The organism is Xanthomonas sp. NCPPB 1638, assembly GCF_041475635.2.
Classification (GTDB): Bacteria; Pseudomonadota; Gammaproteobacteria; order Xanthomonadales; family Xanthomonadaceae; genus Xanthomonas; species Xanthomonas cucurbitae.
Map to the genome: position 1 here is coordinate 4,542,584 of NZ_CM192984.1, position 26,609 is coordinate 4,569,192.

At 66.7% G+C, this 26,609-nt stretch carries 19 protein-coding genes; 5 read left to right on the top strand and 14 right to left on the bottom strand.

Translation table 11 applies throughout. The annotated features are described in order from the left end of the window. Positions 1 to 71 precede the first annotated feature (71 nt). Positions 72 to 1,109 carry a patatin-like phospholipase family protein gene (locus tag ACCQ13_RS19805; protein WP_159407838.1) on the top strand — a complete coding sequence of 346 codons (1,038 nt, stop codon included), beginning with the start codon at positions 72 to 74 and terminating at the stop codon, positions 1,107 to 1,109. 170 nt (positions 1,110 to 1,279) lie between these two features. Here the strand turns inward: ACCQ13_RS19805 and ACCQ13_RS19810 are convergent, their stop codons facing one another. Next, positions 1,280 to 1,762: an Lrp/AsnC family transcriptional regulator gene (locus ACCQ13_RS19810; RefSeq protein ID WP_104601980.1), complete on the bottom strand. Its 483-nt coding sequence runs from the start codon at positions 1,760 to 1,762 to the stop codon at positions 1,280 to 1,282. A gap of 129 nt (positions 1,763 to 1,891) precedes the next feature. Between ACCQ13_RS19810 and phhA the strand changes: the two genes are divergently transcribed. Together phhA and ACCQ13_RS19820 are read left to right on the top strand one after the other, a co-directional pair. Continuing rightward, positions 1,892 to 2,782, top strand: coding sequence for a phenylalanine 4-monooxygenase (phhA, locus tag ACCQ13_RS19815; RefSeq protein WP_159407839.1), 891 nt, complete (start codon positions 1,892 to 1,894; stop codon positions 2,780 to 2,782). 152 nt (positions 2,783 to 2,934) lie between these two features. After that, a complete protein-coding gene (locus ACCQ13_RS19820) occupies positions 2,935 to 3,579 on the top strand; it encodes a DMP19 family protein (RefSeq protein WP_159407840.1) in 645 nt (214 codons plus the stop codon). Positions 3,580 to 3,705: 126 nt separating this feature from the next. Here ACCQ13_RS19820 and ACCQ13_RS19825 read toward each other — a convergent pair whose 3' ends face one another. The 9 genes from ACCQ13_RS19825 to ACCQ13_RS19865 all read right to left on the bottom strand — a co-directional run bounded on the left by ACCQ13_RS19825 (position 3,706) and on the right by ACCQ13_RS19865 (position 14,063). After that, positions 3,706 to 4,824, bottom strand: coding sequence for a GDSL-type esterase/lipase family protein (locus ACCQ13_RS19825; protein WP_159407841.1), 1,119 nt, complete (start codon positions 4,822 to 4,824; stop codon positions 3,706 to 3,708). 202 nt (positions 4,825 to 5,026) lie between these two features. After that, entirely contained in the window at positions 5,027 to 5,683 is a 657-nt protein-coding gene (locus tag ACCQ13_RS19830) for an RpiB/LacA/LacB family sugar-phosphate isomerase (RefSeq protein WP_104601984.1), read from the bottom strand. Positions 5,684 to 5,896: 213 nt separating this feature from the next. Further along, positions 5,897 to 6,652 carry a 2-dehydro-3-deoxy-D-gluconate 5-dehydrogenase KduD gene (kduD, locus tag ACCQ13_RS19835; RefSeq protein ID WP_159407842.1) on the bottom strand — a complete coding sequence of 252 codons (756 nt, stop codon included), beginning with the start codon at positions 6,650 to 6,652 and terminating at the stop codon, positions 5,897 to 5,899. 753 nt (positions 6,653 to 7,405) lie between these two features. Next, positions 7,406 to 8,464: a LacI family DNA-binding transcriptional regulator gene (locus ACCQ13_RS19840; RefSeq protein WP_208800422.1), complete on the bottom strand. Its 1,059-nt coding sequence runs from the start codon at positions 8,462 to 8,464 to the stop codon at positions 7,406 to 7,408. A 141-nt stretch (positions 8,465 to 8,605) separates the two neighbouring features. Beyond that, complete coding sequence (locus tag ACCQ13_RS19845) at positions 8,606 to 10,189, bottom strand: family 43 glycosylhydrolase (RefSeq protein WP_159407844.1); 1,584 nt, start codon at positions 10,187 to 10,189, stop codon at positions 8,606 to 8,608. 201 nt (positions 10,190 to 10,390) lie between these two features. Next, the gene (locus tag ACCQ13_RS19850; protein WP_104601988.1) at positions 10,391 to 11,674 is read right to left on the bottom strand and encodes a TRAP transporter large permease; all 1,284 of its coding nucleotides are present in this window, start codon (positions 11,672 to 11,674) and stop codon (positions 10,391 to 10,393) included. Next, positions 11,674 to 12,195: a TRAP transporter small permease gene (locus ACCQ13_RS19855; protein WP_167526983.1), complete on the bottom strand. Its 522-nt coding sequence runs from the start codon at positions 12,193 to 12,195 to the stop codon at positions 11,674 to 11,676. The genes ACCQ13_RS19850 and ACCQ13_RS19855 overlap by 1 nt, the downstream gene beginning before the upstream one ends. Positions 12,196 to 12,205: 10 nt before the next feature. After that, a complete protein-coding gene (locus ACCQ13_RS19860) occupies positions 12,206 to 13,204 on the bottom strand; it encodes a TRAP transporter substrate-binding protein (protein WP_104601989.1) in 999 nt (332 codons plus the stop codon). A gap of 37 nt (positions 13,205 to 13,241) precedes the next feature. Continuing rightward, positions 13,242 to 14,063: a 2-keto-4-pentenoate hydratase gene (locus ACCQ13_RS19865; RefSeq protein WP_104601990.1), complete on the bottom strand. Its 822-nt coding sequence runs from the start codon at positions 14,061 to 14,063 to the stop codon at positions 13,242 to 13,244. 137 nt (positions 14,064 to 14,200) lie between these two features. On the opposite strand from ACCQ13_RS19865, the gene ACCQ13_RS19870 reads away from it, so the two are divergent. Further along, positions 14,201 to 15,274: an alpha/beta hydrolase gene (locus ACCQ13_RS19870; protein WP_274392020.1), complete on the top strand. Its 1,074-nt coding sequence runs from the start codon at positions 14,201 to 14,203 to the stop codon at positions 15,272 to 15,274. Next, positions 15,271 to 16,896 (top strand): carboxylesterase/lipase family protein, encoded by a 1,626-nt coding sequence (locus ACCQ13_RS19875; RefSeq protein ID WP_159407846.1) that lies wholly within the window; start codon positions 15,271 to 15,273, stop codon positions 16,894 to 16,896. Before ACCQ13_RS19870 ends, ACCQ13_RS19875 begins: the two co-directional genes overlap by 4 nt. 102 nt (positions 16,897 to 16,998) lie before the next feature. Here ACCQ13_RS19875 and ACCQ13_RS19880 read toward each other — a convergent pair whose 3' ends face one another. The 4 genes from ACCQ13_RS19880 to ACCQ13_RS19895 all read right to left on the bottom strand — a co-directional run bounded on the left by ACCQ13_RS19880 (position 16,999) and on the right by ACCQ13_RS19895 (position 26,241). Then, positions 16,999 to 17,382, bottom strand: coding sequence for a lysozyme inhibitor LprI family protein (locus tag ACCQ13_RS19880; RefSeq protein ID WP_159407847.1), 384 nt, complete (start codon positions 17,380 to 17,382; stop codon positions 16,999 to 17,001). Between the two features lie 200 nt (positions 17,383 to 17,582). Continuing rightward, positions 17,583 to 19,757: a 1,4-alpha-glucan branching protein GlgB gene (gene glgB, locus ACCQ13_RS19885; protein ID WP_208800424.1), complete on the bottom strand. Its 2,175-nt coding sequence runs from the start codon at positions 19,755 to 19,757 to the stop codon at positions 17,583 to 17,585. Positions 19,758 to 19,777: 20 nt separating this feature from the next. Then, positions 19,778 to 23,128, bottom strand: coding sequence for a maltose alpha-D-glucosyltransferase (gene treS / locus ACCQ13_RS19890; protein WP_159407849.1), 3,351 nt, complete (start codon positions 23,126 to 23,128; stop codon positions 19,778 to 19,780). Continuing rightward, the gene (locus ACCQ13_RS19895; protein WP_159407850.1) at positions 23,125 to 26,241 is read right to left on the bottom strand and encodes an alpha-1,4-glucan--maltose-1-phosphate maltosyltransferase; all 3,117 of its coding nucleotides are present in this window, start codon (positions 26,239 to 26,241) and stop codon (positions 23,125 to 23,127) included. The genes treS and ACCQ13_RS19895 overlap by 4 nt, the downstream gene beginning before the upstream one ends. Positions 26,242 to 26,609 lie beyond the last annotated feature (368 nt).

The window sequence follows — 26,609 nt, forward strand, 5'->3', positions numbered from 1 at the left end:
CTCCCGTCCAGATCAGCCGCCGTTTTCGCAGCGCGTGTATTCTCCCTCGCCTTTCCCAATACGTTTCCGCCATGACCGCGCTCCGCCGCCCCCGTTCGCTCACGCTGTTGTGCATGCTTGGTCTGCTGGCGGCCTGCGGCGGCGAGCCGCGCGCGGCCGCGCCGGCACCGCTGGTGCAGGCGCCGACGGCCGGCGCGCCCAAACCGGTGAAGATCGGTATCGCGCTCGGCGGCGGCGCGGCCAAGGGCTTTGCGCATATCGGCGTCATCAAGATGCTGGAAGCCAACGGTTTCGCGCCGGTGGTGGTGTCGGGCACCAGTGCCGGCAGCGTGGTCGGTGCGTTGTATGCCAGCGGCATGGATGCGTTCCAGATGCAGGAAAAGGCGGTGGCGCTCGACCAGACCAGCATCCGCGATGTGCGGCTGTTGTCCGGTGGCCTGGTGCAGGGGCAGAAGCTGCAGGACTACGTCAACGCGCAACTCGGCGGCAAGTCGATCGAGACGTTGCGCAAGCCGTTCGCGGCGGTGGCCACGCGCCTGGAAGACGGCGAACGGATCGTGTTCGTGCGCGGTAATGCCGGCCAGGCGGTGCGCGCGTCCAGCAGCATTCCCGGCGTGTTCGAGCCGGTGACCATCGGCAACTATCACTTCGTCGACGGCGGCGTGGTCAGCCCGGTACCGGTGGATGCGGCACGCCAGCTTGGCGCCGAGTTCGTGGTGGCGGTGGATATCTCCAGCAAGGCCAGCGGCAAGAACCCGGGCGATCTGCTGGGAACGGTGAACCAGTCGATCTCGATCATGGGCCAGCGCCTGGGCGAGGCCGAACTCAAGCGCGCCGACGTGGTGATCCGCCCCAAGGTCAGCGATATCGGCTCGGCCGATTTCAACCAGCGCGGCACCGCGATCCTGGAAGGCGAGCGCGCGGCGATGGCGGCGATGCCGCAGATCCGCGCCAAGATCGCGCAGTTGCAGGCCGCACGCCGCAGCGCCGTGCGTACGGCGGCCGAACAGACCGCCGCGGCAAAACAACAGGCCTACCAGCGCTGCCTGGAACAGCGCTCGCGCTGGAGCAAGTTGCGTGGCAAGGACGAAGACTGCGTCGCGCCGTGAGGCCGCTGCCGCCGGGTGGAATACCGGGTGCCGTGCGAGATGCGCCCAGGCCAGGATCACTCGGTAAAGCATCGCGGCCTGGGCCGCTCCTACACGGGCGGTTGAAGCGCGCGGCACCCCTGCTCCTGTAGGAGCGGCCCCGGCCGCGACGCCTTACCGATCAACCGGCATCAGCCCAGATGCGACAGCGGCAATCCCTCCGGCGCCTTGACCGTGCGCAGCACGAAGCTGGAATTGACGTCGGAGACACCGGTGGCGTTGAGCAGGCGGTCGAGCAGGAAGCGCGAGAAATGCTCCAAATCGCGCACCTGCACCTGCAGCAGGTAATCCATGTCGCCAGTCAGCGCCCAACAGGCCACCACTTCGTCCCAGCCACGCACGCCGTCGGCGAACAGCTCGATATCGGCCTGGCCGTGCTGCTCCAGCTGCACCCGCACGAAGGCCTGCAGACCCAGCCCCAGTGCACGCGCATCCAGCCGCGCGCCATAGCCGGCGATGATGCCGGCGGCCTCCAGCCGCTGGATACGGCGTAGGCAGGCCGAGGCGGAGAGATTCACCTGCACGGCCAGCTCGGCGTTGCTGCTGCGCCCCTGCGTCTGCAACAGAGCAAGCAACCGCAGATCAATGCGGTCCAATGCGATGGATGGATTCATATGTTGCGCAGCAGCAATAAGGAACGCATGAATCTTGCGTGCAGTGGGGTTATTTGCGCAAGATTCGCAAGCCTGTTGCGCAGCGATCCGATTAAGGTGGAACACTGCCGCCATGGAGTTTGAGTCCGCATGAACACCGTCCCGCGCCGCGTCGAAAACCAGCTCACCGACAAGGGCTATGTGCCGGTCTACACCACGGCCGTGGTCAGCCAGCCGTGGGACGGCTATAGCAGCGACGACCACGCCACCTGGGGCACGCTGTACCGCCGCCAGCGCGAGTTGCTGGTGGGCCGTGCCTGCGATGAATTCCTGCAGGCGCAGGACGCCATGGGCATGGACGACACGCAGATTCCGCGCTTCGATGCGCTCAACCTCGTGTTGCAGGCGGCCACCGGCTGGACCCTGGTGGGCGTGGAAGGCCTGCTGCCGGAACTGGATTTCTTCGATCACCTGGTCAACAAGCGCTTTCCGGTGACCTGGTGGATCCGCCGCCCGGACCAGATCGATTACATCGCAGAACCGGACCTGTTCCACGACCTGTTCGGGCATGTGCCGCTGCTGATGAACCCGGTGTTTGCCGACTTCATGCAGGCCTATGGCCGCGGCGGGGTCAAGGCGCATGGCATCGGCGCCGAGGCGTTGCAGAACCTGACCCGCCTGTACTGGTACACGGTGGAATTTGGCCTGATCGACACCCCGCAAGGGCTGCGCATCTACGGTGCAGGCATCGTCTCGTCCAAGGGCGAGTCGCTGTATTCGCTGGAGTCCGACGCGCCCAACCGCATCGGGTTCGACCTGCAGCGCATCATGCGCACGCGTTACCGCATCGACACGTTCCAGAAGACTTACTTCGTCATCGACAGCTTCGCGCAGTTGATGGACGCCACCGGCCCGGACTTCACGCCCATCTACGCCGCACTGGCGCAGCAGGCGCAGGTGCCGGCTGGCGATGTGCTGGACAGCGATCGGGTGTTCCAGCGCGGCAGCGGCGCAGGCTGGAGCCACGACGGCGACGTGTGAGGCCACGCGCGATCAATGACATGCGGCGGCGCAAACCAGCCTGCGCCCGACCGCAGCGCATGCACGCGGCAGCAGCGTGCGCCTGGCGCGCCGACTCGACAGCGTCGCCAACGCACACTAAGGTCGAAGGCTGACCACATCGCCTTCGCCCAATGGACCTGACGCATCTGCGCATCCGGCGCCTGGAGCTGGACGACACCCGCCTGCTGTTCACCCTGGCCAATGGCATGCGCATCGATGAGCCGATCCAGGCCCATCGCCTGTTGCAGCGGGCCGCACCGCCGCAGCGCGCGCAATGGCAGCTCACCGAGGACGGCTACGGCGTGAACTGGCCGGCGATCGCGCCGCCCACGGCGGACGGCCTGTTCAACATGCCCGATCTGCTATGGCGCCGCCGCGCCGCACGCGCGCAGGCCAAGCTGGCAAGCCTGCGTGGACGGCTGGATGCACTCTCGCCGGGCGAGCGCGAGCTCATTGCACTGGCACGGCTGGACGCAGACATGAGCGAGAGCGGCTATGCGCGCTATTTCGATCGCTGGGACGCAGCCACCCGCAGCGCCGCACTGCAGGGCCTGGCGGCGATGGGCGCGGCGCAGACGCGGCAGGCCATCGAAGGCCTGGGCATGCTGTTCGAACGCCTGGAAGAGAACCCGGACCTGCTCAGCATCGAAGACATCCTCGATGCCATGAACGAGACCGAGCGCCAGCGCGTGCAAGGCTGGGAAGAAGTGTATTACCGCCGCTTAGGCGATCTGGCGCGGCTGGGATTGGCGCACTACGGGGTGGACAAGGCCTGAGCGGCCACACCGCGTTGCCGGTGGCACTGTACGCGGCGCCGCTGCGAAGGCGAGCAAGCCCTGCCGTCGAGCGGGCAGTGACCTGCACACCACCAGTCATGCGCAGCCAATACCGACACACAGGGCTCAGCGCGCTGGCTTGGTCATGTACGCCAGCAGCACGACCAGATCCTCCTCGCCGGTCTGCTGTAGCGCATGCGTGCTTCCCGGCCGTGTCAGCAGCGCATCACCGGCCGCCACTGGGTAGTGCTTGCCATCCAGCGCGTACAGGCCACGGCCGCTGACGATGTAGTAGATCTCGTCCTTGTCGTGCAGGTGCAGGCCGATGCCGGCGCCCTTGTGCAACACGCGCTTGCGCAGCACGAACGTCAGCCCGGGCGCGTCGGCGAAGAACGGATACGCCGTGGTGGGACCGGCACCGCCGTGCGGGCCGGGTTGTTGACGGGCGAGGTCGCGTTCGTGCACCACCAGCGAAGGATGTGCCTGTGCGGCGCGTTGCGCGGCAGTGTCGGGCGCGGCACCGCAATCGGCGTCGCGGCGCAACTGCGGTTTGAGCGCTGGTTGCAACTGCACCCAGCCGTTCACCACCAGGCAGGCGACGGCAGTGGCACCGGCGCGGCTGAAGTGGGTGCCATCGGCAATGTTCTTTTCCGGCACGAACAGGAAATACGGCTTGGCGGCCTGCTCGCCGAGCGCGCGAATCCAGTCGCTGGAGCTGGCGTTGAGATCGATCAGGCCCACGCGCTCGTCGGCGGCGAGCTGCTGCATGGCCAGGGTGTAACGGCCGTGCGTGTCGAGCAGCGCGCCGAAGTCGTAGAGCAGGCGTGCGGCCGGGGTGATCAGGATCGGGGTGGCACCGGTGGCGCGCGCAGTGGCAATAAAGCGGCGCAGCAACTGCACATAGTCGGTGGTCGGATCGGTGTAGCGGCTGGGGTCTTCGCGCTTGGCGTCGTTGTGACCGAACTGGATCAGCAGGATGTCGCCGCGGCGCAGCTCTTTTGCGATGGCATCCAGGCGTCCTTCGGCGATGAAGCTGCGGGTGCTGCGGCCGCCCTTGGCATGGTTGTGCACCTGCCACTGCGCGGGGTCGAACCAGTCCTGCAACAGTTGTCCCCAGCCGGCCTGCGGTGCACGCTCCGCGCCGTACTCGGCGGCAGTGGAATCGCCGGCGATGAAGATGCGATGGGGCGCGGCCTGAGCGAGGCCGGTGCAGAGCAGCAGCAAGGCGAGGAGCAGCAGAGGCATGGTGGCTCCGGGGAGGTGGTAAGTGCACGGCGCTGTTCCTTCTCCCTCTGGGAGAAGGTGCCCGGAGGGCGGATGAGGGCGCGGGCGTCCTGGAAATGCTGGACCGCCTTACAGTCGTCTCACGTCTTTTCCGTTTGGAGCAACTGTCTTCCGCTGTACCCTCACCCCAACCCCTCTCCCATTGGGAGAGGGGCTTTAGCAGTTACGCAGCTGCGGCTTCGCTCTTGCCAAGCAGGCCGGCGACGAAGCTGCGGATTTCCGCGTCCTGCGCGTTGTCGAAGAAGCACTGCTGGAAACGCTCGCCGCCAATGGCCTGCTTGACCAGCTCCGGGTCGATGGCGCGCAAGCCGTCGAGGTAGGACTTGGCGGTGGCCTGCTTGACCTGGGCCAGGATGCCGGCGTTGGCAACCTGCGACTCGCGACGCTCGGCCGGGTAGCCCATGCCGCGTTCGCCGCTGAACGCCTTTTCGAAGATGTAGCGCACGTTGATTTCCGCGCCCCAGCCGTAGCCCTTGGCGAACGCCAGCGCCAGCGCGTTGCCGTTGTTGACCTGGGCGAACAGGTAGGCATCGGTCGGCTCGATGCAGTAGCCGCAGAACACGCCCGGATGCGCGTTCAACGACATCATCGCGCCCTGTCCGGTGCCGCAGCCGGCCACCACGAAGTCCACCGCCTTGGCGTTCAGCAGCAGGCTGGCGGCGATGCCCAGGTGGATGTAGGTCAGGCGGTGGTCGTTGTCGCCGTCCATGCCGACATTGAAGACGGTGTGGCCCTGCTCACTGGCGACGTCGTTAAGCTGCTGCAGGATCACCGGGTTCTTGGCGGCCTGGCTAAACTCGTTCATGAGTGCGATTTTCATGGAAATGCTCCGATTGGGTTGGGGAAGCGTGGCTCGGGAAAAGCTGGAGGCTGGCGTGCTGCGGCGAGGCGTTTTCGATTGCGGTTCCGGTCGGGTAACTACCCTCATCCGCCCTTCGGGCACCTTCTCCCGCCTGCGGGAGAAGGACGCGGCCTCGCAAACACCGGGGATCGTGCGCGTCGGACGGTACGCATCATCGACGTGTGATCTGGCTCAGCGTGCCAGCCAGCCGCCGTCGACCGGGATGATGGCGCCGTTGACGTAGTCCGAAGCGCTGCTGGCCAGGAACACCGCCGTGCCGCCCAAATCGGCCGGCACGCCCCAGCGCGCGGCCGGGATGCGGTCCAGGATGGACTTGTTGCGATCGGCGTCGGCACGCAGCTGGGCGGTGTTGTCGGTGGCCATGTAGCCCGGCGCGATGGCATTGGTGGTCACGCCCTTGCTGGCCCATTCGTTGGCCAGCAGGCGGGTGATACCGGCGATACCGGACTTGCTGGCGGTGTAGGACGGCACGCGGATGCCGCCTTGGAAGGACAGCATCGAAGCGATGTTGATGATCTTGCCGCGCCCCTGGGCGATGAAGTGGCGGCCGGCGGCCTGCGCCATGAAGAACGCCGATTTCAGGTTGACGTTGAGCACGTCGTCCCAGTCCTGCTCGCTGAAATCGACCGCATCGGTGCGACGGATCAGGCCGGCGTTGTTGACCAGGATATCCAGCCCGCCCAGGCCGGCGATGGTGGTATCGACGATGCGCTGCACCGGCTCGATGCTGACCAGGTTGGCTTCAATGGCGAGGAAGCGGCGGCCCAGCGCCTTGACCTTTTCCTCGGTCTCGGTGGGCGCCTGGATGCCGGCGGCGGCAATATCGGCACCTGCCTGCGCCAATGCCAGCGCGATGCCCTGGCCCAGGCCGGTATTGGCACCGGTGACCAGTGCGACCTTGCCTTCGAGACTGAACGGATTGCTCATTACCTTATCGCTCCTGCTGGGTGTATCACGGTGTGAGAGGTGAACCGCGCGATGCGCGGCAAGGTGCCTGCGGTTGCAGCCCCGCGCGGGACCGCCGGTGATGACGTGAGCTGGCAGACAGCGCGCGCGTGCAGGTCGGTGTATCCAGGGTTTCGCCGTCCAGTGCCCGGGTAAAGGCGTACGGATCCTCGTTGCTGGCGCCCTCGATCGCATCGGGGTGGGTGGCGCAAGGCATTTTGCGGTACAGGGATATGCGCCTCTCCAGTGACAAGCGGGGGTCGTGTGCTTGCACCCGACTAGTCTAACGGCTCTGGTTAACCGGTGTCATTGCGCAGTGCAAGATGGAGCTGTGGCCGAATGGGAACTTCTTCCCCCGTCGGGAGAAGGTGACGCGTAGCGCCGGATGAGGGTGCGAGGCTGCGCGTGCTGTGTGGGTGCGCGGTTTGGTTGGTCGGGGAGAAGCTCATCTGCGCCTCCTCCGTCAGCTCATGACTGAGTTTAGATGGTTGTCTGCCGCCGTACCCTCACCCCAACCCCTCTCCCGCAGGCGGGAGAGGGGCTTCACGGCAGCGAGCGGCGGACTGCCTTCTCCCGCCTGCGGGGGAAGGTGCCCGAAGGGCGGATGGGGGCAAGCTGTTGGCCGATCGAGCCAGCTGTTCCCACCCTGTTGGGCACAACGCCCTGCAAGGTGGAGCGGAAGGCCGGCACCGTGGCGCGCGGCCCTCAATCTTCCGGCGCGGCACGGCGCAGTGCTCAATCCTCCGGCGGCTGGCAGGAGTCGCGCACGATCAGGTGCGGGCGCACGCTGGCGGTGGGCAGCTGCGGGGCATTGTCGGGCTGGATCAGCATGGCGGCCGCAGTGCGCCCGGTGTCACGGGTGTGGCGGCGCACCGAGGTCAGCGGTGGCCACAGGCGCGAGGCCAGCGAGCTGTCGTCGTAGCCGATCACCGAGAGCTGGCGCGGGATGTTGATGCCGGCGCGCAGGGCCACCTTGTAGATACCGGCGGCCATTTCGTCGTTGCCGGTGAAGATGGCGGTGGGGCGCTTCTTGCCCAGCAGCAGCTTTTCGGCCGCGGCCACGCCCGATTCGAAGGTGTAGCCGGCCTCCACGATGCGTTCGGGCGGCAGCTCGATGCCGCGCCGGGTCAGCGCGTCGGCAAAGCCGGCGGTGCGTTCGATCGAGGAGCGGTAGGCACTGGGGCCGGTGACCAGGGCGATGTCGCGGTGGCCCAGCGACAGCAGGTAGTCGGCGGCCTCTGCTGCGCCGTCGCGGTCGTGGGTGATGACCGTCTGCGAGGTAGCGTCCAGCGCGATCGAGGCGATGCGGGTATAGCGGCAGCCGATCTCGGCCAGCATGTCGGCCAACGCCTGGTCTTCGGAGGCGCGCGGCACCAGGATCACCCCGTGCAGCTTCTGCGCCTGGGCGAAGCGGCGCACACCTTCGATGTAGCCGGGGCTGCGGCTGTCGCAGGGGTGCACCACCAGCTCGAAGCTGGAGCCGCGCAGCGCGTCCAGCGCGCCGTACTGCATGTCCACGATGTACTGCGCGGTGGGGTTGTCGTAGACCATGCCGATCAGGAACGAGCGCCGGAACGCCAACCCCCGCGCCAATGGGTCGGGCGCGTAGCCAACCTCGCGCATCAGCGCCTCGACCTTCTCGCGGGTGTCCTGCCGCACCAGCGGCGAGTTGTTGATGATCCGCGAAACGGTCTTCTTCGACACGCCCGACATCCGCGCGATGTCGTTGATCGTGGCAACCTTGCCCTTCGGCAGGCCGGGCATTCCCTCTTCAGGCATCTTGCGGGCGGGCATAGCGGTCAACCAGTAAAGTGGATTGGATTCTACCGGCCCTGGGGCCGGCAGACCTGAGCGACGCCTGCCGCTGCCCCGGATCTGTGGTGCAAGGCGCGCCGCCGCAGGCATCGCGGCGGCATACCCGGCACTGCAGAACGGTCAGTCCAGGGCGCGGTAGCGGAAGTTGCGGAACTCCACCTGGCCATCGCCTGCGGCATACAGCGCCGGCTTCAGGGCCAGGAACTTGCCGGCCACGTTGTGGTGGTAACCGGACACTTCCATCTGCACCGGGTACTTGGTCCAGGCCTTGCCGTCGGTGCTGCTGTGGAGGGTGACGATGTGGCGGTTGTTGGTGACCCGCAGCCACAGCGTGCCGCCATTGCGGCTGGGCGCCAGCTTGGCCGGGCGCTCCTCGCCGTAGCGGTGCATGACGAAATTTTCGCCATTGCTGCCCACCCCGGCGTAGAGCTTGTCGCTGTAGAACAGCAGCGCCCCGCCCTGCCCGCCCGGTGCCACGGTCATCTGCACCTCGAACTGGTAGGCCGGGTCGGTGGCGATCACCGTCAGCGGCGAGGCATCGCGCGGCGCGCGGCCCTTGCCCTGCAGCCGCAGCACGCCGTCACCCACCTGCAGGCGCCTGGCCTCGTCGGCCGCCGGGTTGAAGAACGCCCACTGCGGGCCGAGCGTGCTGGCGCGGAAGTCGTCCGACAACGCCAGCCCGTGTGGCAGGGCCTGGCCGCTGGGCTTCTTCAACGGCTTGCCCAGGTCCCCACCCTTGGCGACGAACCAGCCATCGGGCGTCCATTCGATCGGGTCCAGCAGTGCCTGCCGGCCCAGCGTCCAATAGCCGTTTTCGTAGCCGTGGTAAAGCATCCACCAGCGCTGGTCGGTGCCTTCCACCAGGGTGGCGTGGCCACGCGACCACCATGGCTCGTCGGCGCTCTGGGTCCGGGTGATCGGGTTATTGGGCGCGTTCTGCCAGGGACCATGGATGGAGCGCGCGCGTGCGGTGATGACCATGTGCCCGGTCGGTGGGCCGGCGGTGCCGCCCACCGCAGTGGTCATGTAGTACCAGCCATTGTGGCGGGTGATCTTGGGGCCTTCCTGCGCATAGGCTTCCACGTCCCAGCTTTCCGGGTACTTCCAGCCGTCGTAGACGTGCTTGGGCGTGCCGACCACCTTGAAGCCGTCGTCGGACAGCTGCACATAGTCGCCGCCGCTCAGGAACAGGTAGCGCTTGCCGTCTTCGCCCACCGCATGGCCGGGGTCGATGTACTTGCCCAGGCCAATGTCGATCGGCGCGCTCCACGGGCCGTTGATGTCATCGGCCCAGACCACGAAGTTGCTGCGCTCACCCTGCTCGCCGTGCCGGGCCGGGAAGTAGATGTAGTAGCGCTTGCCGTGCTTGATGAGGTCCGGCGCCCAGATCGCGCCGACGTTCCGGGTGATGGCGTGGCCCAGCGGTTGCCAGTTGACCAGATCGCGCGAATGCCAGATCGGCAGGCCGGGATACGCATCGAACGAGGACAGCGTGAGGTAGTAGTCCTGCCCGTCCTTGAGCACCGACGGGTCGGGGTGGTCGCCGGCCAGCACCGGATTGAGATAGGTGCCATCGCCCTGGTCGGCGATGCGCTGGTGTTCGATGCCGCGCTTCCAGTCCGCCGCCGCGCTCAGACCGGCGCATAGCAACAGTCCGCCGGCCGCCAGCCAACGCCATCGGGATGAAGTGCTACCCACACGCATGCTTACTCCTGGTCCCCGGACACCGGGGCTTTGCGGCGACCGGTGGGCAATACCACCGGTTAACCGGATGAGGCGGAACTCTCCCGCCGGCAGCGATGCCTGCTGACTCGCAAGGCATCGCGTGTGACCGGCAGAGGGGATCGGACGAGGAACCTGCGTACCGCTCACCCGCGCCCGCCACGCACGCAGTCGCTCAGATCCTCAGGCGCGCAGGGCGCGTGGCAACCACAGCGACAATTCGGGGAAGAACGCCACGATCAGCAGCACGCACAGCGCCGCCAGCCAGAACGGCCAGATGGTGCGCATGCTCTGGGCGATGGTGATCTGCCCGATGGAGGTGCCGATAAACAGCACCGAACCGATCGGCGGGGTAATCAGGCCGATACCGCCGGCCAGCACCATCACCAGGCCGAAGTGGATCGGGTCGATGCCGTAGGCCTTGACCACCGGCAGGAAGATCGGCGTGCAGATCAGGATCTTCGGTGCCAGGTCCATGAACATGCCCAGCAACAGCAGCATCACCACGATCATCAGCAACACGGTGTTCTTGCTGTCGGCAATGGCCTGCAGGAACTTCACCGCCGCCGCCGGCACCTGCAGATACGCCAGCAACCAGCCGAACACGGCGGCCGTGGCGATCACGAACAGGATCACGCCGGTGGTGCGCGCGGCATGCGTGACGGCGGCGAAGAACTCGGCCCAGCGCAGCTGGCGATAGAGCAAGGCGGTGACGATCAAGGCGTACACCACCGCGATCGCGGCGCTCTCCACCGCGGTGAAGATACCGGCGCGAATGCCGATGAAGATCAACGCGACCAGGCCCAATCCCGGCAATGCACCGAACAAGCGCAACGCCACCGCCTGCCAGCCCGGGAACGGCTCGGTGCCGTAGCCGCGGTGACGCGCCACGGCATAGCCGGTAACCATCATCGCGGCGGTCATCAACAACGCGGGGAAGATGCCGGCCGCAAACAGATCGGCAATCGACAAACCGCCACCGGCCGCCGCCGAAAACAGGATCAGATTATGCGAGGGCGGCACCAGCAAGGCCACCAGCGCGGCGGTCATGCTCACGTTCACCGCGTAATCGCGGTCGTAGCCGCGTTTGATCATCTGCGGAATCATGGTGCCGCCCACCGCCGACACATCGGCGATGGCCGAACCGGACACGCCGCCGAAGAACAGCGACGACAGCACGCTGACCTGGCCCAGGCCACCGCGCACACGCCCCACCAGGGACGAAGCCAATGCGATCAAGCGTTCGGAAATGCCACCGCGCAGCATCAGCTCGCCGGCGAAGATGAACAGCGGAATCGCGATCAGCGACGCCGAGCCGCTGCCGGCGGAGATCTGCTGCACCAGCACCACCGTGGGCAGGTCCAGGTACAGCAAGGTGGCCAATGCGGCCGCGCCTAGCGCATAGGCCACCGGCACGCCGATCAGCAGCAGCACCACGAAGGTACCCAACAACATCGCGATACCCATCAGCGCACTCCCGGGGTGTGGATCGGGCGCAGCACACGCCACAACTTGAACAAGGCAAACAGCACCATCAAGGCACCGCCGATGGACAGCGGCAGGTAGTTGATGCTTTGTGGCATCTGCGCACCGGCCATCTTGATGTCCAGGCCGTCGACCAGCAGCGCCGCGCTCCACCACGCCAGCACCGCACCAATGGCGAGAATCATCAGCGGGCGAATCACTTCGAAGATCTTTCGCACCAACGGCGGCACATGCTCGCCCAACAGATAGAAGCCGAAGTGGCGGTTGGTGTGCACGCCGGCAGCGGCGCCCAGGCTCAGCGCGGTACTCAGCAGCAGCAGCGTCACCGGCTCGGTCCAGCTGGGCGAGTCGTTGAGCACGTAGCGGGTGAATACCTGCCAGCCCTGCACGACCACCAGGCCCAGCAATGCCAGCGAAGCCACGCCAATGGCAATGTCGGAAACGCGGTCCAGCGCGCGCTGCAACGGCGCGACCGGGACGGCAACAGTCTCAGGTTCGGTCATCGGGATCCCCTTATGCAAAATCGCGGATGCGGCGGTACAGCGCTTCGATCTCCGGCTGCTTGCGGTATTCGGCCAACAGCGGGGCGGAGGCGGTGCGGAACGCCGGCATGTCGACCTGGTTGAGCTTGACGCCGTAATCGACCACCTGCTTGCGTGCCGTCGTCTCGGAGGCATCCCACAGGCCGCGCATCACCGGCACCGACGCACGCGCCAGTTCCACCACCAGGCCGCGATCGGCCGCGCTCAGCGATTCGAAACTGCGTCGCGACATCACCAGGATATCCGGCGCATAGGAATGCTCGCTCTGCGACCAGTAGTGCGCGGCTTCGAAGTGCCGGCTGGACTGGAAGCTGCGCATATTGTTTTCCGCACCGTCGATCATGTGCGTTTCCATCGCCGAGAACGTCTCGCCCAGCGACATCGGCGTGGGGTTGGCGCCCAGCATGCGCATCAGCTTGAGGAAGATGTCCGAGGACGCCACGCGCAGCTTCAGGCCCTTGAGGTCCTCTGGGCGGTGCAGCGGGTGCTTGGTGTTGTAGAAACAGCGCGCGCCCGAATCGTAGATCGCCAGACCCACCAGGCCGCGCTGTTCGAAGCTGCGCAGTACGCTGTCACCCACATGCCCATCGATGGCGCGGCGCAGGTGCGGCACCGAATCGAACACGTACGGCAGGCACAGCGCCTGGGTCAGCGGAAAGGTGTTGTTCAACGCGCCCGAATAGACGCGGGTAATGTCGATGGCACCGAAGCGCGCCATGTCGATCGCCTCCGACTCGCGGCCCAGCTGGCCGGAATGGTACTGGCGCAGCTTGAGCCGGCCATTGGTGCGGGCTTCGAGCTGCTTGCCGAACCAGCGCACCGCTTCCACCGTGGGGTAGTCGCCCACGTGCACGTCGGTGGCGGTGAGCAGTTGCCCGCCGGGGATCGGCGTGGTGGCGCCGGCGCCCAGCCAGGGGCCGGCGGCGGCGGCGCCGAGCCCGGCACCGAGGAAATGTCTGCGTGTGAACATTGGCGCCCTCCCAAGCGTCTGGTCACGGGGTCCACGCTCAGCTGGCGGACACGGCCGTACAGGAAATGTCGCCGATGCCGGCGAAGCGAATCAGGGCATGCTGTCCCACTTCGATGTCATGGATACCGGTGGCATTGCCCGTGGCAATGAGATCACCGCGCTTGAGGGGACGGCCGCGCTGGGCCGAACGGCTGAGCGCAAATGCGTAGGCCGCGCGCAATCCGCCGGGCAAGGTGGTGGCGCCACCGGTGCCCACCACCTGGTCGTCGATCAGCGTTTCGGCGGTCAGCGCGGTTTCCTCGCGGTCCAGCCAATCGGTGACTTCCGGCCCCAGGATCAGCCCATTGTTGTTGCCGAAGTCCGAAATCACCACCCGCGGTCCCAGTTGGTTGATGGTGGCCAATGGGCTGCTGGCGATTTCCACGCCGATGAACAATTTCGCCGGCAGCGCCACGGCCTCGTCCGGGGTGTACTGCGTCTTGCCACCGGGGGCGTCGGCCTCCAGGCGTAGCACGTACTCGGCTTCCACCGCGCCAAAGCCGCCGACATAGATCGGGAACTCGGTTGTTCCACCGGTAGCATTCCATAGCTTCTGCGAGAAGATCGGGCCGAGCAGACGTTCGTCGCCAGAGGCATCGCGACGCTCGGCGGCGATGTAGCCCACCTTCCAGCCGACCACCTGGTCGTGCCACTGGCCGATGGCGATGTCCTGCACCTGGTAGGCGGTGACCAGATCGGAGGGAATTTGCCCGGGAAAGTCGGGTAGCGATGCCCCGGCACGGCGTGCTTCCACAAAACGCTGGGCGATGTCGGACAGCGCGGATGTGGACGTTGGCGGGGTGGCGGCGGCGTTGCTCAAGGGTGTCTCCCTGATAGGGGTTTTGTTGCACTGCCAATCGACAGCGGCACGGTGTGCTGTATATGGTAAACCGGTGTCATTGGCAATGTGCAGTGCGGCATTGTGATCGCCAATGCGAAGCGACCCTGGGAGGGGTGATGCGACAGACAAGCCACAAACCCCACGGCCGCAGGCCTTTCGGCTTGCTGCGCCATGGCCTTGCGCTGGCCCTGGGCGCCCTGGTGCTGGTGGGCACGCCCGCCTGGGCGGCCGAGGTGACCAGCGCCGACACCGCCGCCGAGCAGGCCAGCCGGATCGCGCTGTGGCCGGCCGGCATGGCACCGGGAGACACCGCACTGGCGCAGCCGCAGCGCATCGTGGACCGCAGCAGCGATGCCGCCCGCCCCGACCGCACCATCCAGTCCATCAGCCAGCCCTATCTGGTGGTGTACCGGCCCAGGCGGCCCAGCGGCACCGCGCTGCTGGTCACCCCGGGCGGCGGCTACCAGCGCATCGTGCTGGACAACGAAGGCAGCGCCTTGGTGCCGGGTTTCGTCGACCAGGCCGGGCTCACCCTGTTCGTGCTGCGCTACCGGTTGCCGGGCGAAGGCCATCCGAACGGCGCCGACGTGCCGCTGGCCGACGCCCAGCGCGCGCTGCGGCTGATCCGTGCCGATGCGGCGCGTTATGGCATCGATGCGCAGCGGGTCGGGGTGATGGGGTTTTCGGCCGGTGGCCATGTCGCCGCCAGCCTGGGCACGCGCTATGCCGCGCAGGTGTACCCGGCGCAGGATGCCGCCGATGCCCTGAGCGCCCGGCCGGACTTCCAGCTGCTGATCTACCCGGTGATCGACATGGACAGCGCCAACGCGCATCCGGGCTCGCGACAGCGCCTGCTCGGCAGCGCGCCCAGCGACGCGCAGGTGCGTGCCTACTCTGCGCAGCGGCACGTGGACGCGCGCACGCCGCCGACCTTCCTGCTGCACGCCCAGGACGACAGCGTGGTGCCGGTGCGCAACAGCCTGCTGATGCACGACGCACTGCGGCGTGCCGGGGTGCCCAGCGAGCTGCATGTGTTTCCACAGGGAGGCCATGGCTTCGGCACCGACCGCATCGCCGGGCTGACCCTGGCCGCCTGGCCGCAGCTGGCGCAGGCCTGGATTGCCCAGATCATCAAGCCATCGGCATCGGCATCGGCATCGGCATCGGCGAAGAAGGATGCCGAACGATGAGTGCGCCCCGCGCGCCCGATCCACGTCGCCGCAGGCTGCTACAGGGTGGCCTGCTGGCGACCGCCGCGGCTGCCTTGCCCGGCGTTGCCGCAGCCGCCGCAGCGCCAGCGCCGCCACGCGAGGACAGCGCGCCACTGGCACAGCTGCGCAGCGGCCGCGTGCGCGGCCTGCGCGATGCGGGTACCTGTGTGTTCAAGGGCATCCCGTACGGCAGCGACACCGGCGCGCGGCGCTTCCAGGCCCCGTTGCCGGAAGTGCCCTGGCAGGGCGTGCGCGATGCCACCGGCTTCGGCGCCGCCGCTCCCCAACACAAGGCCAGCGAGCCGACCAGCGAAGACTGCCTGTTCCTCAACGTGTGGACGCCCGGCCTGCGCGATGGCGGCCGGCGGCCGATCCTGTTCTACATCCACGGTGGCGGCTACACCACCGGCTCCGGCAGCGACCCGCTCTATGACGGCGTGCGCCTGTGCAAACGCGGCGACGTGGTGGTCATCACCGTCAATCATCGGCTCAACCTGTTCGGTTACCTGTCGCTGGCGCAACTGGGCGACGCCAGCTTCGCCGATTCGGGCAATGCCGGCCAGCTCGACCTGATCCAAGCGTTGCACTGGGTACGCCAGCATGCGGCCGAATTCGGTGGCGACGCGGGGAATGTCACCGTGTTCGGCCAGTCCGGCGGCGGCGCCAAAATCGCCACGCTGATGGCCATGCCGGCCGCACGTGGGTTGTTCCATCGCGCCTGGACCATGAGCGGGCAGCAGGTCACCGCGGCAGGGCCGCGCGCAGCCACCCAACGCGCGCAACTGTTGCTGGATGCGCTGAAGATGACGCCGGCCGATCTACCGCGCCTGCGCACGCTGCCGGTGGCGCAGCTGCTGGCTGCTGCGCAAGTGCGCGACCCCTCGCGGGTGGAAAACAGCGCGTTGTATTTCGGCCCGGTGCTGGATGCGCACAATGTGCCGGTGCATCCGTTCTGGCCCACCGCACCGCTGCAGTCGGCCGTCATTCCGATGGTGATCGGCAACACCCGCGATGAAACGCGCGCGTTTCTCGGCAAAGATGCGACAAACTTCGCACTGAGCTGGGACGAATTACCGGCCAGGCTGGAAGCCCAGCAATACGTGGACCTGTTACCACAGGTGGTGATTGCCGAATACCGCCGGCTATATCCGCACTACTCGCCGTCGGAGGTGTTCTTTGCCGCCACCACCGCCGGCCGTTCCTGGCGCGGCGCGGTCGAAGAGGCCGAAGCGCGCGCACGCCAGGGCGCACCGACGTGGGTGTACCAGCTGGACTGGGGATCGCCACTGGAGGGCGGCAAGTTCGGCGCCTTCCACACGCTGGATATTCCGTTGGTATTCGACACGATTGCCCAGCCCGGTTCGCGCACCGGCCAAGGTGCCGGGGCGCAAGCCATGGCGACGCAGATGAGCGAGGCCTTGATTGCGTTCGCGCGGCATGGCGACCCCAATCGTCGCGGCGCGCCACGCTGGCAACAGTACACGCTGCAACGCCGCCAGACGCTGATCTTCGACACCCCCAGCCGGCTGGAACCGGACCCGCGCGGTGGCGAGCGACGCCTGTACCAACAAGCCCCCTTCATTCAACGTGGCACGTTCTGACCATTCTTTGTCTTGGATGATCGCCGAGGTGTTGTTGCCACAGCGTGGCGGCTATTCACACACGCAAGCAGGCACGACACACCGTGCAGAAGTAGCCGCTACTCAACGCTCCTGCTCAAGCGCACGCTGGTACCCGTTCAAGACCCGAATGCGGGCTTGTATGAAGGTCTGCATGCACATCAGCCTGGCGTCATTACTGTTTGTCTGCAGCGTGGACGATGCAACCGTGTACTCGCAGGAATCCTGCGCAAATTTGAGCCAGCTGGCCTGCGCCAGGCTGAGCTTTGGAGCCAGGGTAGCATCCTGCGTTCGAGCGCGACGCAAGGTTTCCGCATATGCCTTGTCCAGCAGCGCATCCTCCTTGCCAGAAAGGCAATTGCGCACCTGCGCTGCGGTCGTTGCACCCTCTTCGCAGTCCTGCGCATGTGCCAGGGCTGGCAACCCACCCAGCACGACCACTAGCGCCAACATAGTGTTTCGTTTCATTCAGTCGTTCCCGTCGGTCTTGCCCATGATGCGTCACGTCGCCCCAAGTGACGCCGACACATCGCGGCCTTGGCGTGAGTAGTTGGTGCAGGTCTCACCTTGGAGCCAGCCCGGCACTGCCTGCAACCGCGTGACGACACCATACGCGGACGCTGCAACTGCCGCACCCGTAGGTCGCGGTCCAAGGGTGCGGCAATGCATCAGCCCTGCGGGGTCAGCACGATGGCGCCCAGCGGCGGCAGCAGCAGCGGCAGCGATTGCGCGTGCCCATGCATGGCGTGCTGCTCGGCTGTCACGCTACCGCCATTGCCCAGGTTGCTGCCGCCATAGAGGCCGGCATCGCTGTTGAACACTTCGCGCCACTGGCCGCCCTGCGGCACGCCGATGCGGTAGCCGTGCTGCACCACCGGGGTGAAGTTGATGACCACCAGCACCGGCGCATCGCCGCGCTTTGCCTTGCGCAGGAAGGCGACCACGCTGTTGGCGGCATCGTCGCCCACCACCCAGGAGAAACCGGACGGGTCATCGTCTTGCGTGTGCAGCGCGGGGTATTCGACGTACAGACGGTTCAAGTCGCGTACCAGCGTCTGCACGCCACGGTGGCGCGCTTCATCGAGCAAGTGCCACGGCAGGCCCGCGTCGTGGTTCCACTCGGTGGGTTGGCCGAACTCGCAGCCCATGAACAGCAACTTGCGCCCCGGGTGGGTGAACATGAAACCCAGGTAGGCGCGCAGGTTGGCGAACCGCTGCCAGTCGTCGCCGGGCATGCGGCCCAGCAACGAGCCCTTGCCGTGCACCACTTCGTCATGCGAGATCGGCAGCACGAAGCGCTCCGAATACGCGTAGACCATGCTGAAGGTCAGCTCGCCGTGGTGGTAGCGGCGATAGATCGGGTCCAGCCCCGCGTAGTGCAGGGTGTCGTGCATCCAGCCCATGTTCCACTTGTAGTGAAAGCCCAGGCCGCCATGCGCCACGTCGGCGGTCACACCGGGAAATGCAGTGGATTCCTCGGCAATCATCACCGCGCCCGGCGTGTGCTCGCGCACCACCGCGTTGAGCCGGCGCAGGAAGGCGATGGTTTCGTAGTTCTCGCGGCCGCCATGGATGTTGGGTACCCACTCGCCGGCGTTGCGGCTGTAGTCGCGGTACAGCATCGAGGCCACCGCATCCACGCGCAGGCCATCGACGTGATAGCGCTGCAGGAACTCCAGCGCACTGGCGATCAGAAAGCCGGACACCTCGCGGCGGCCGTGGTTGTAGATCAGCGTATTCCAGTCGCGGTGGAAGCCTTCGCGCGGGTCGGCGTGTTCGTACAGCGCGGTGCCATCGAAGTGCGCCAGCCCATGCGCGTCGGTGGGAAAGTGCGCCGGCACCCAGTCCACCAGCACGCCGATGCCCTCGCGGTGGCAACGGTCGACGAAACGGGCAAAGCCGTCCGGCGAACCGAAGCGCGCGGTGGGCGCGAACAGTCCCAACGGCTGGTAGCCCCACGAGCCGCCGAATGGATGCTCGGTGACCGGCATCAGTTCCACATGGGTAAAGCCCATGTCGGCCACATACGGAATCAGCCGGTCGGCCAGGCCATCCCAGTCCAGCTCCACGCCTTCTTTGCGCAGCCAGGAGCCGGCGTGGATCTCGTAGATGCTCATCGGTGCGTCGTGCGCCTGGCGGCGCGCGCGCGTGGCCATCCAGCCGTCGTCGCTCCACTGGAACGGCGTAGGGTCGGCCACGATGGAGGCGGTACCCGGCGCCAGTTCTGCGCGCCGCGCCACCGGGTCGGCCTTGGCCGGCAACGCGTGGCCATGGGGGCCACGCAGCTGGTATTTGTAATGTGCTCCGGGGCCGACATCGGGAACGAATAGCTCCCACACACCGGACTGATGCCGCAGCCGCATCGGGTGACGGCGCGCATCCCAGCTGTTGAAGTCGCCCACCACCGCCACACGCGAGGCATTGGGCGCCCACACCGCAAAACGCGTGCCGCGCACGCCATCCACTTCCACCACATTGGCCCCCAGCGCATCGGCCAGCTGCAGGTGGTGGCCTTCGCTGATGAGGTGCAGGTCGAAGTCGCTGAGCTGCGGCCCGAAGGCGTACGGGTCGGCGGTGTCCTGCTCGCCACCGGGCCAGCCGATGCGCAGGCGGTAGCCGCCCTGCGCCGGCAGGTCACCGGCGAACAGGCCCGGCTCCGGGCCCGCTTCCAGCACGATCGCCTGGCCGTCGTCCAGCACCGCACTAACGCGCTCGGCGCCAGGCAGATAGGTGCGCAACACGCGCCCGCCGTCACTCGGGTGCGCGCCCAACACGGCGAACGCATCGCCGTGGCGCGCGTCGGCCAGGGCGCGGATGACGCCGGGATCCCATCGATTACTCACTGCTGTCATTACTCCACTCATCATGTGTTCCCTGCATCGACGCGTGCGCGTTGCAGGATGCGTCGCAAACCTTCGATCGGCACCATCAACCAGCCTGGGCGGTTGGCGGCCTCATAGCGCACCTCGTAGCACGCCTTCTCCACCAGGAACAGCAAGGTGGCCGCGTTGAACGCCGCCGGCGCGATCCATGGGTGGGCGCTGGCGTCGAGCACGGCATGGTAAGCGTCCAGGAAGGCCTGTGTGGAGCGGCGGCGAAATTGCACCAGGAATTGGTGCAGATGCGTATCCACGCCCACTCCCGCGCGCGCGGCCGTTCCCTCCTCGCCACGCGCCGACACTTCGCTGGCGTAATCGAGCGAGCGCAGGAAGCCTGCCACGTCACGCAACGGGCTGGCCTTGGCACGCCGCTCGGCCAGCGGCTTGGCCGGCTCGCCCTCGAAGTCGATCAGCACCACATCGTCGAAGGCCACCAGGATCTGGCCCAGGTGGAAATCGCCGTGCACGCGGGTCAGCAGCGAATCGGCCAGCACGCTCGGCGCCTGGGCAAGCAGCGCGTCCAGCTGCGGACGTTGCGCCAGGATGGCGTCCAGTGCTTCGCGCTCGGCCGGCTCCTCGCTGGCGGCCAGCCGCGCGTTGACGGTCTCCCACATTTCCTCCACCTGCCGCGCCACGCCCGCCACTACATCGTTGGCGGCGGGCAGGTCGATACGCTGCGGGGCAAAGTCGGCATCGTCGGTGGCGCGCGACAGCGCTTCATGCAACTCGGCCAGGCGCTTGCCGACCACCGCGGCGAACGCGTCATAGCCGGCGATGGCTTCGGCGCGGGCCTCGTCGGTCTGCGCGGTGGCGTATTCGTCGAAGCTGCGCGCCAGATGATCCAGCGTCCAGCGCCAGGCATCGCCTTGATTGCGGATGAAACTCTGCAGCAGCGCAATGGTGGTGACGGTGCCCTGGCCATCGATGCGGCTCACGCTGCCCAGCAAGGGCGCCGCGTTGGTATAGCCCATCTCGGTGAGCCTGCGGCCGATCTCGATCTCCGGGTTGGCACCATTGGCCACATGCCGCAGCAGCTTGAACACGGCCTTGTCGGCGACCACCAGCGAGCTGTTGCTCTGCTCGGCCGACAGCCAGCGGATGTCCGGATCGGCAGGGATCTCCAGCCTGGCCAGCGCCGGCGTCGCTTCGAATCGCACCTGGCCTTGCTGCGAAGGATCATCGCCATCGCAGAAGTCCAGCGTCGTATCGGTGCGCAAGGCATCGATCACCCCGCGCACCATCGGCTTGAGCGCGAACGCATCGGTGAGATAGCCCACCTCGCGGCCCTGGCGTACGCGCGCCAATGCCAGCTGCTCGGCCAGCGTGCTGGGATGCTCGCGCTCCCACACGATGCCCACGGGGAGCATGTAGCACTCGTGGTGGCCATCTTCCAGCTCGACCTCCAACTCCAGCAGGCTCATCGGCTCATCGCCCGGCAGCGGCGTGCGGCGCGAAATGCGCACCTGCTTGAGTGCCTGGTCCTTGGCCGAGAACCAACGCCGCGCCGACAACCAGGCCGGCAGGATCTCGCCTTCCAGCGTGGCCAGATGCGGCAGCAAGGCGTTGCCTTCGTCGGTATCGCTGCGCAGCACCAGCGTGCGGTAGTCCGGCAACGGCACCGGGCTCGGCACGTGCCAATCCGGCAGCCTGCCTTCGCTGACCAGCTGGAAGGCATAGAAGCCGAACGGCGGCACGGTGAGCAGGTAGGTCAGCCGCCCGATGGGCGGGAAGCTGCCACCGCCGATGATGTCCACCGGCACGCGGCCTTCGAACTCGGACAGATCCAGCTCCACCGCCTGCAGCGTATGCGACAGGTTGGCCACGCACAGCACGGTTTCGTCCTGGTAGCAGCGCAGGTAGGCCAGCATGCGGCGGTTGCCTGGGTAGAGGAAGCGCAGCGCGCCCCGCCCGAAGGCCTGGTAGCGCTTGCGTACGCTAAGGACGCGGCGGGTCCAGGTGAGCAGCGAATGCTGGTCGCGGATCTGAGCTTCCACGTTCACCGCCTGGAAGCCGTATAGCGGGTCCATCACCGGCGGCAGCACCAGCTGGGCCGGGTCGGCACGCGAGAAGCCCCCGTTGCGATCGATCGACCACTGCATCGGCGTGCGCACGCCATCGCGGTCACCCAGGTGGATGTTGTCACCCATGCCGATTTCGTCGCCGTAATACAGCACCGGCGTGCCGGGCATGGTCAGCAGCAAGGAAGTCATCAGCTCGATACGGCGGCGGTCGCGCTCCAGCAGCGGCGCCAGGCGGCGGCGGATGCCTAGATTGATGCGGGCGCGGCGGTCGGCGGCATAGGTCTGCCATAAATAATCGCGCTCGGAGTCGGTGACCATCTCCAGCGTCAACTCGTCGTGGTTACGCAGGAAGATCGCCCACTGGCAGCTTTCCGGAATCTCCGGGGTCTGGCGCATGATGTCGGTAATGGGAAAGCGGTCTTCGCGCGCGATCGCCATGTACATGCGCGGCATCAGCGGGAAGTGGAACGCCATATGGCATTCGTCGGCGTTCTGGCCGAAGTATTGCTGGGTATCTTCCGGCCACATGTTGGCTTCGGCCAGCAGCATGCGGTCCGGGTATTCGGCATCAAGCGTAGCGCGGATCTTGCGCAGGATGGCGTGGGTTTCGGGCAGGTTCTCGTTGGAGGTGCCGGAGCGCTCGATCAGGTACGGCACCGCGTCAAGACGCAGTCCATCCACGCCGCGATCCAGCCAGAAGCGCATCACTTCCAGCACGGCCTCCAGCACCGCCGGATTGTCGAAGTTCAGGTCCGGTTGATGCGAGTAGAACCGATGCCAGAAGTATTGGCCGGCTACCGGATCCCACGTCCAGTTGGACTTTTCGGTATCGCAGAAGATGATGCGCGTGCCTGCGTATTCCTGGTCGGTGTCCGACCACACATAGAAGTCGCGCTCCGGTGAGCCGGCCTGCGCATTGCGTGCGCGCTGGAACCAGGGGTGCTGGTCGGAGGTGTGGTTGATGACCAGTTCGGTGACGATGCGGATGCCGCGCGCATGCGCCTGCGCCACCAGTTGCTCGAAATCGGCAATGCTGCCGTAGTCCGGATGCACCGCCATGTACTCGGCGATGTCATAGCCATCGTCGCGGCGCGGGCTGGGGTAGAACGGCAGCAGCCAGATGGTGTCCACGCCCAACTCGGCGATGTAGTCCAGCTTGGAGATCAACCCCGGGAAGTCGCCGATGCCATCGTCGTTGGAGTCGAAGAACGACTTGACGTGCACCTGGTAGATGATCGCGTCCTTGTACCACAGCTGGTCGGCGATCACGGCCGACTGGTCTGCGTCGGCCTGTAAAGCGGGAACTGCATTCATGCGACCTCTCCTGCGCGGATGCGCCATAACGCGAACGGCCGCGTCGCCTCTAAGCGGATGTGCTGGTGTTTGCCATGCCACGTGAACCGGTGCCCATCCCACAGGTCATCCACGGCCACGCTGGCGTGATCGGGCAGGCCCAACTCCCACAACGGAATTTCGATATCCGCGTCCTGCCCCGCGTGCGGGTCCAGGTTGATGGCCACCAGCACCAGCGTGCGGCTACGCGACAGGTAGCCAGCATCCAGGAACTTGCCGAAGTACAGCACCTGGTCGTTGTGCGCCTGATAGAAGCGCGTGCCCAGATGCGACTGCAGCTCCGGGTGCGTGCGGCGCAGCTGGTTGAAGCGGGTGATCTCCTCGACGATATCGCCGGGCGCGCGCTCGGGCCAGGCGCGTAGCTGGAATTTTTCCGAGTCCAGATACTCTTCCTTGCCCGCCGCCAGCGGCGTGGCCTCGCACAGTTCGAAGCCTTGATACATGCCCCACAGCCCCGACAACGTGGTCGCCAGCGCCGCCCGGATCAGATGCCCGTTGCGCCCGCTGGTCTGCAGGAAGAACGGGTTGATGTCCGGCGTGTTGACGAAGAAATGCGGGCGAAAGCACTCGCTTGGCACGCCTTGGTTCAACTCCTGCACGTACTCCTGCAACTCGTGCTTGTGGTTGCGCCAGGTGAAATAGGTATACGACTGCGAGAAACCGCACTTGGCCAGGCGGTACATCATCTTCGGCCGGGTAAAGGCCTCCGAGAGGAACACCACGTCCGGCCGGCGCCCGCGCACATCGGCAATCAGCCACTCCCAGAACGGGAACGGCTTGGTATGCGGGTTGTCCACGCGGAATAGCGTGACTCCTTCGTTGACCCAGAACAGCACTGCATCGCGCAGCGTGTTCCATAGCTCCGGCACCGCGCCGCTGGCATAGAAATCGACGTTGACGATGTCCTGGTACTTTTTCGGCGGATTTTCCGCATACGGAATGGAACCGTCCGCGCGCCAGGTGAACCAATCCTTGTGTTCCTTCAGCCATGGGTGATCGGGCGCGCACTGGATCGCAAAATCCAGCGCCACTTCCAGCCCCTGCCCACGCGCGGCCTGGATCAGGCGGCGGAAGCCGGCCAGCCCGCCAAGTTCGGCATGCACCTCCGTATGCCCACCGTCGGTCGCGCCGATCGCATACGGACTGCCGGGCTCGCCATCGACCGCAGTGACCGAGTTGTTGCGTCCCTTGCGGTTCTTCGCCCCGATCGGATGGATCGGTGGCATGTACAGCACATCGAAGTGCATGGCACGAATATGCGGCAGCCGCTGGATGACGTCATCGAACGTGCCATGTCGGTTGATATCACCGCTCTGCGAGCGCGGGAACAGCTCGTACCAACTAGCGAAGTGCGCCGCACGGCGCTCCGATTCCACCCGGAAGGTGACCGGGTACTCGGAGCGGAACGGCTTGTCGTCGGCCAGTGCCATTGCCTGCGCGGTCTCCGGCTCCAGCACGATGGCCAGTTGCTGCAACGGCTCGCTCCGCGCGCCGATACGGGTGAGGATGTCCTGCAGCTGCGCTGCCAAGTCACCATCGCTGCGCGCATGCGCCGCCTTGACCACTGCAATGGCTTCCTGCACGTCCACCGGCAGTACGGTGTCGGCCGCACGCTTCTTCTCCAGATCCGCATGCAGCGTGGCGAAGACATCGCGCCAGCCTTCCACACGGAACTCGTAGGTGCCGATGCGCTCCAGCGGGAACTCCGCGCGCCAGCGGTCGTTGCCCAGTGCGCGCATCGGTGCGCTGGTCCAGCTCTTGGCATCGGCGGCACGCCACAGTACCCCCACCGCAATACGGTCGTGCCCGTCGCAGAACGCATCGGCCTCCACGCAGATCCGATCGCCCACGCTGCGCTTGACCGGGAAGCGGCCGTGATCCACCGACGGCGTCACCGACTCGATGCAGACGCGCGGCCAGGTCCCGGCGGTCTGCGCGCGCGGACGCATGCGTGGTACCGCCAGCACATGTCGCGCCGGTACGCTGCGATACACCCGCACCTCGCCCGGCTCCAGCGCGTCCAGCGTCGTCCCGGACAGGGTGCGCCCATCTTCGGCCACCAATGCTTCTGCATCGCCCAGCAGGCGCAACACATCGGACGCCGGCACCGGCACCACATGCCGCGTATCGCCATTGATCAATAACAAGGCGGGCAAGCCACCCAGTGGCTCCACCGCCACTGCGGTCAGCCCGGTGGCCTCGCGCAGCAGCGGACGCAGCCGCAGGCCGGCCGTGCTGCCGGGTGGCCGGTCGCGGCCGCGCAGCGACTGCGGCAAAGCGTGTAGCTGCGCCTCGTCCAGCAACCACGCGCCACCCAGCGCCAATGCCAGCTGCCCGTGCTGCTCCGGCGCTGCGGCACGCTTGCCATCGGGCGCATCCAGCACCGCCACGACCTGCGACGCCAGTGCGCGCAACGCCATGTCTTCCTCGAAAAACCAGCCGCCGCGACCATCCCACCAGGCCAGCGAAGAGAACGCCGCATCGAAGCCGGCCCCGAACAGCTGCTGCAAGGCATCCAGCCCCAGTCCGGGCGTCCAGGCGGCGAACACCACCTCCGGCGCCCGCGCGTGCACGCGCGCGATCAGCGCGCGCCAGCGCTGCGCCGGCACCTGCTGCGGCTGTAACAAGCGGAACCCACCTATGCCCTGCCCGGCCCACTCCAGCAGGCGTGCGCTCCACCACTCCACCAGGGCCGCACCTTCCTGCGCATAGCTGAAGCGCGCCTCGGCTACCTCGGGCGTGGTCCGCGGCTGGCGCGGGTCCGGCACCGCCGTACTGCGCGCCCGAAACCACTGCGGATTGTCGCGTACCACCGCGCTGGCACCGCCAACCTCGTCCAGCCGCAGATCCATCAGCAGCTTCACGCCGGCCTGCTGCGCGGCCTGCACGGCCTCGCGCAGACGCCGGCCTTGCGCATCGTCTCCACCGGCAGGCTCCACCAGCCGGCCTTCGGCATCGCGCTCGAACGGCGCTGCCGTTACCACGTAATCGCAACCGGCCTCGCGTGCAGCCGCACAGCGCTGCTCCAGTCCGCTGGATGCCCCCCCTGCATCAGTGAGAACACAGATCCGCATGCCGCCCCCTACCGGGCAACGGCGCGCGCACGCACCGTGACCGAAAACGCCATGCGGAGTACGCCGCGCCGCAACGTGGCGGGCGCTGCCATGCGCCGCACCAGTCCAACACCTGCCCGGATCACCCCTCGCTCATGCACCATCGGGACGACCCTGCCTACCGTGACTGCACTCATGCGTAACTCCGCAACGATTCTCGACCCATGCAGTCAAGCACCCCGGCTGCGAATTCCATGTGTCGGCCAAGTTGACGGAAATCGAACAAGTTGTGTGGCGACGGTTTGTAACGGCGAGCACACCGGTCGCTGCCAATAGCCAGCGCCACTTGGCACAGGGGGCTAGTCCCTGAGGTATTCCCCGGGTCTTAA

Excerpts from the sequence above, each read along its gene's own strand:
- ACCQ13_RS19805 (WP_159407838.1), top strand. The coding sequence starts at position 72 with ATGACCGCGCTCCGCCGCCCCCGTTCGCTCACGCTGTTGTGCATGCTT.
- ACCQ13_RS19810 (WP_104601980.1), bottom strand. The coding sequence starts at position 1,762 with ATGAATCCATCCATCGCATTGGACCGCATTGATCTGCGGTTGCTTGCT.
- phhA (WP_159407839.1), top strand. The coding sequence starts at position 1,892 with ATGAACACCGTCCCGCGCCGCGTCGAAAACCAGCTCACCGACAAGGGC.
- ACCQ13_RS19820 (WP_159407840.1), top strand. The coding sequence starts at position 2,935 with ATGGACCTGACGCATCTGCGCATCCGGCGCCTGGAGCTGGACGACACC.
- ACCQ13_RS19825 (WP_159407841.1), bottom strand. The coding sequence starts at position 4,824 with ATGCCTCTGCTGCTCCTCGCCTTGCTGCTGCTCTGCACCGGCCTCGCT.
- ACCQ13_RS19830 (WP_104601984.1), bottom strand. The coding sequence starts at position 5,683 with ATGAAAATCGCACTCATGAACGAGTTTAGCCAGGCCGCCAAGAACCCG.
- kduD (WP_159407842.1), bottom strand. The coding sequence starts at position 6,652 with ATGAGCAATCCGTTCAGTCTCGAAGGCAAGGTCGCACTGGTCACCGGT.
- ACCQ13_RS19840 (WP_208800422.1), bottom strand. The coding sequence starts at position 8,464 with ATGCCCGCCCGCAAGATGCCTGAAGAGGGAATGCCCGGCCTGCCGAAG.
- ACCQ13_RS19845 (WP_159407844.1), bottom strand. The coding sequence starts at position 10,189 with ATGCGTGTGGGTAGCACTTCATCCCGATGGCGTTGGCTGGCGGCCGGC.
- ACCQ13_RS19850 (WP_104601988.1), bottom strand. The coding sequence starts at position 11,674 with ATGGGTATCGCGATGTTGTTGGGTACCTTCGTGGTGCTGCTGCTGATC.
- ACCQ13_RS19855 (WP_167526983.1), bottom strand. The coding sequence starts at position 12,195 with ATGACCGAACCTGAGACTGTTGCCGTCCCGGTCGCGCCGTTGCAGCGC.
- ACCQ13_RS19860 (WP_104601989.1), bottom strand. The coding sequence starts at position 13,204 with ATGTTCACACGCAGACATTTCCTCGGTGCCGGGCTCGGCGCCGCCGCC.
- ACCQ13_RS19870 (WP_274392020.1), top strand. The coding sequence starts at position 14,201 with ATGCGACAGACAAGCCACAAACCCCACGGCCGCAGGCCTTTCGGCTTG.
- ACCQ13_RS19875 (WP_159407846.1), top strand. The coding sequence starts at position 15,271 with ATGAGTGCGCCCCGCGCGCCCGATCCACGTCGCCGCAGGCTGCTACAG.
- ACCQ13_RS19880 (WP_159407847.1), bottom strand. The coding sequence starts at position 17,382 with ATGAAACGAAACACTATGTTGGCGCTAGTGGTCGTGCTGGGTGGGTTG.
- treS (WP_159407849.1), bottom strand. The coding sequence starts at position 23,128 with ATGAATGCAGTTCCCGCTTTACAGGCCGACGCAGACCAGTCGGCCGTG.
- ACCQ13_RS19895 (WP_159407850.1), bottom strand. The coding sequence starts at position 26,241 with ATGCGGATCTGTGTTCTCACTGATGCAGGGGGGGCATCCAGCGGACTG.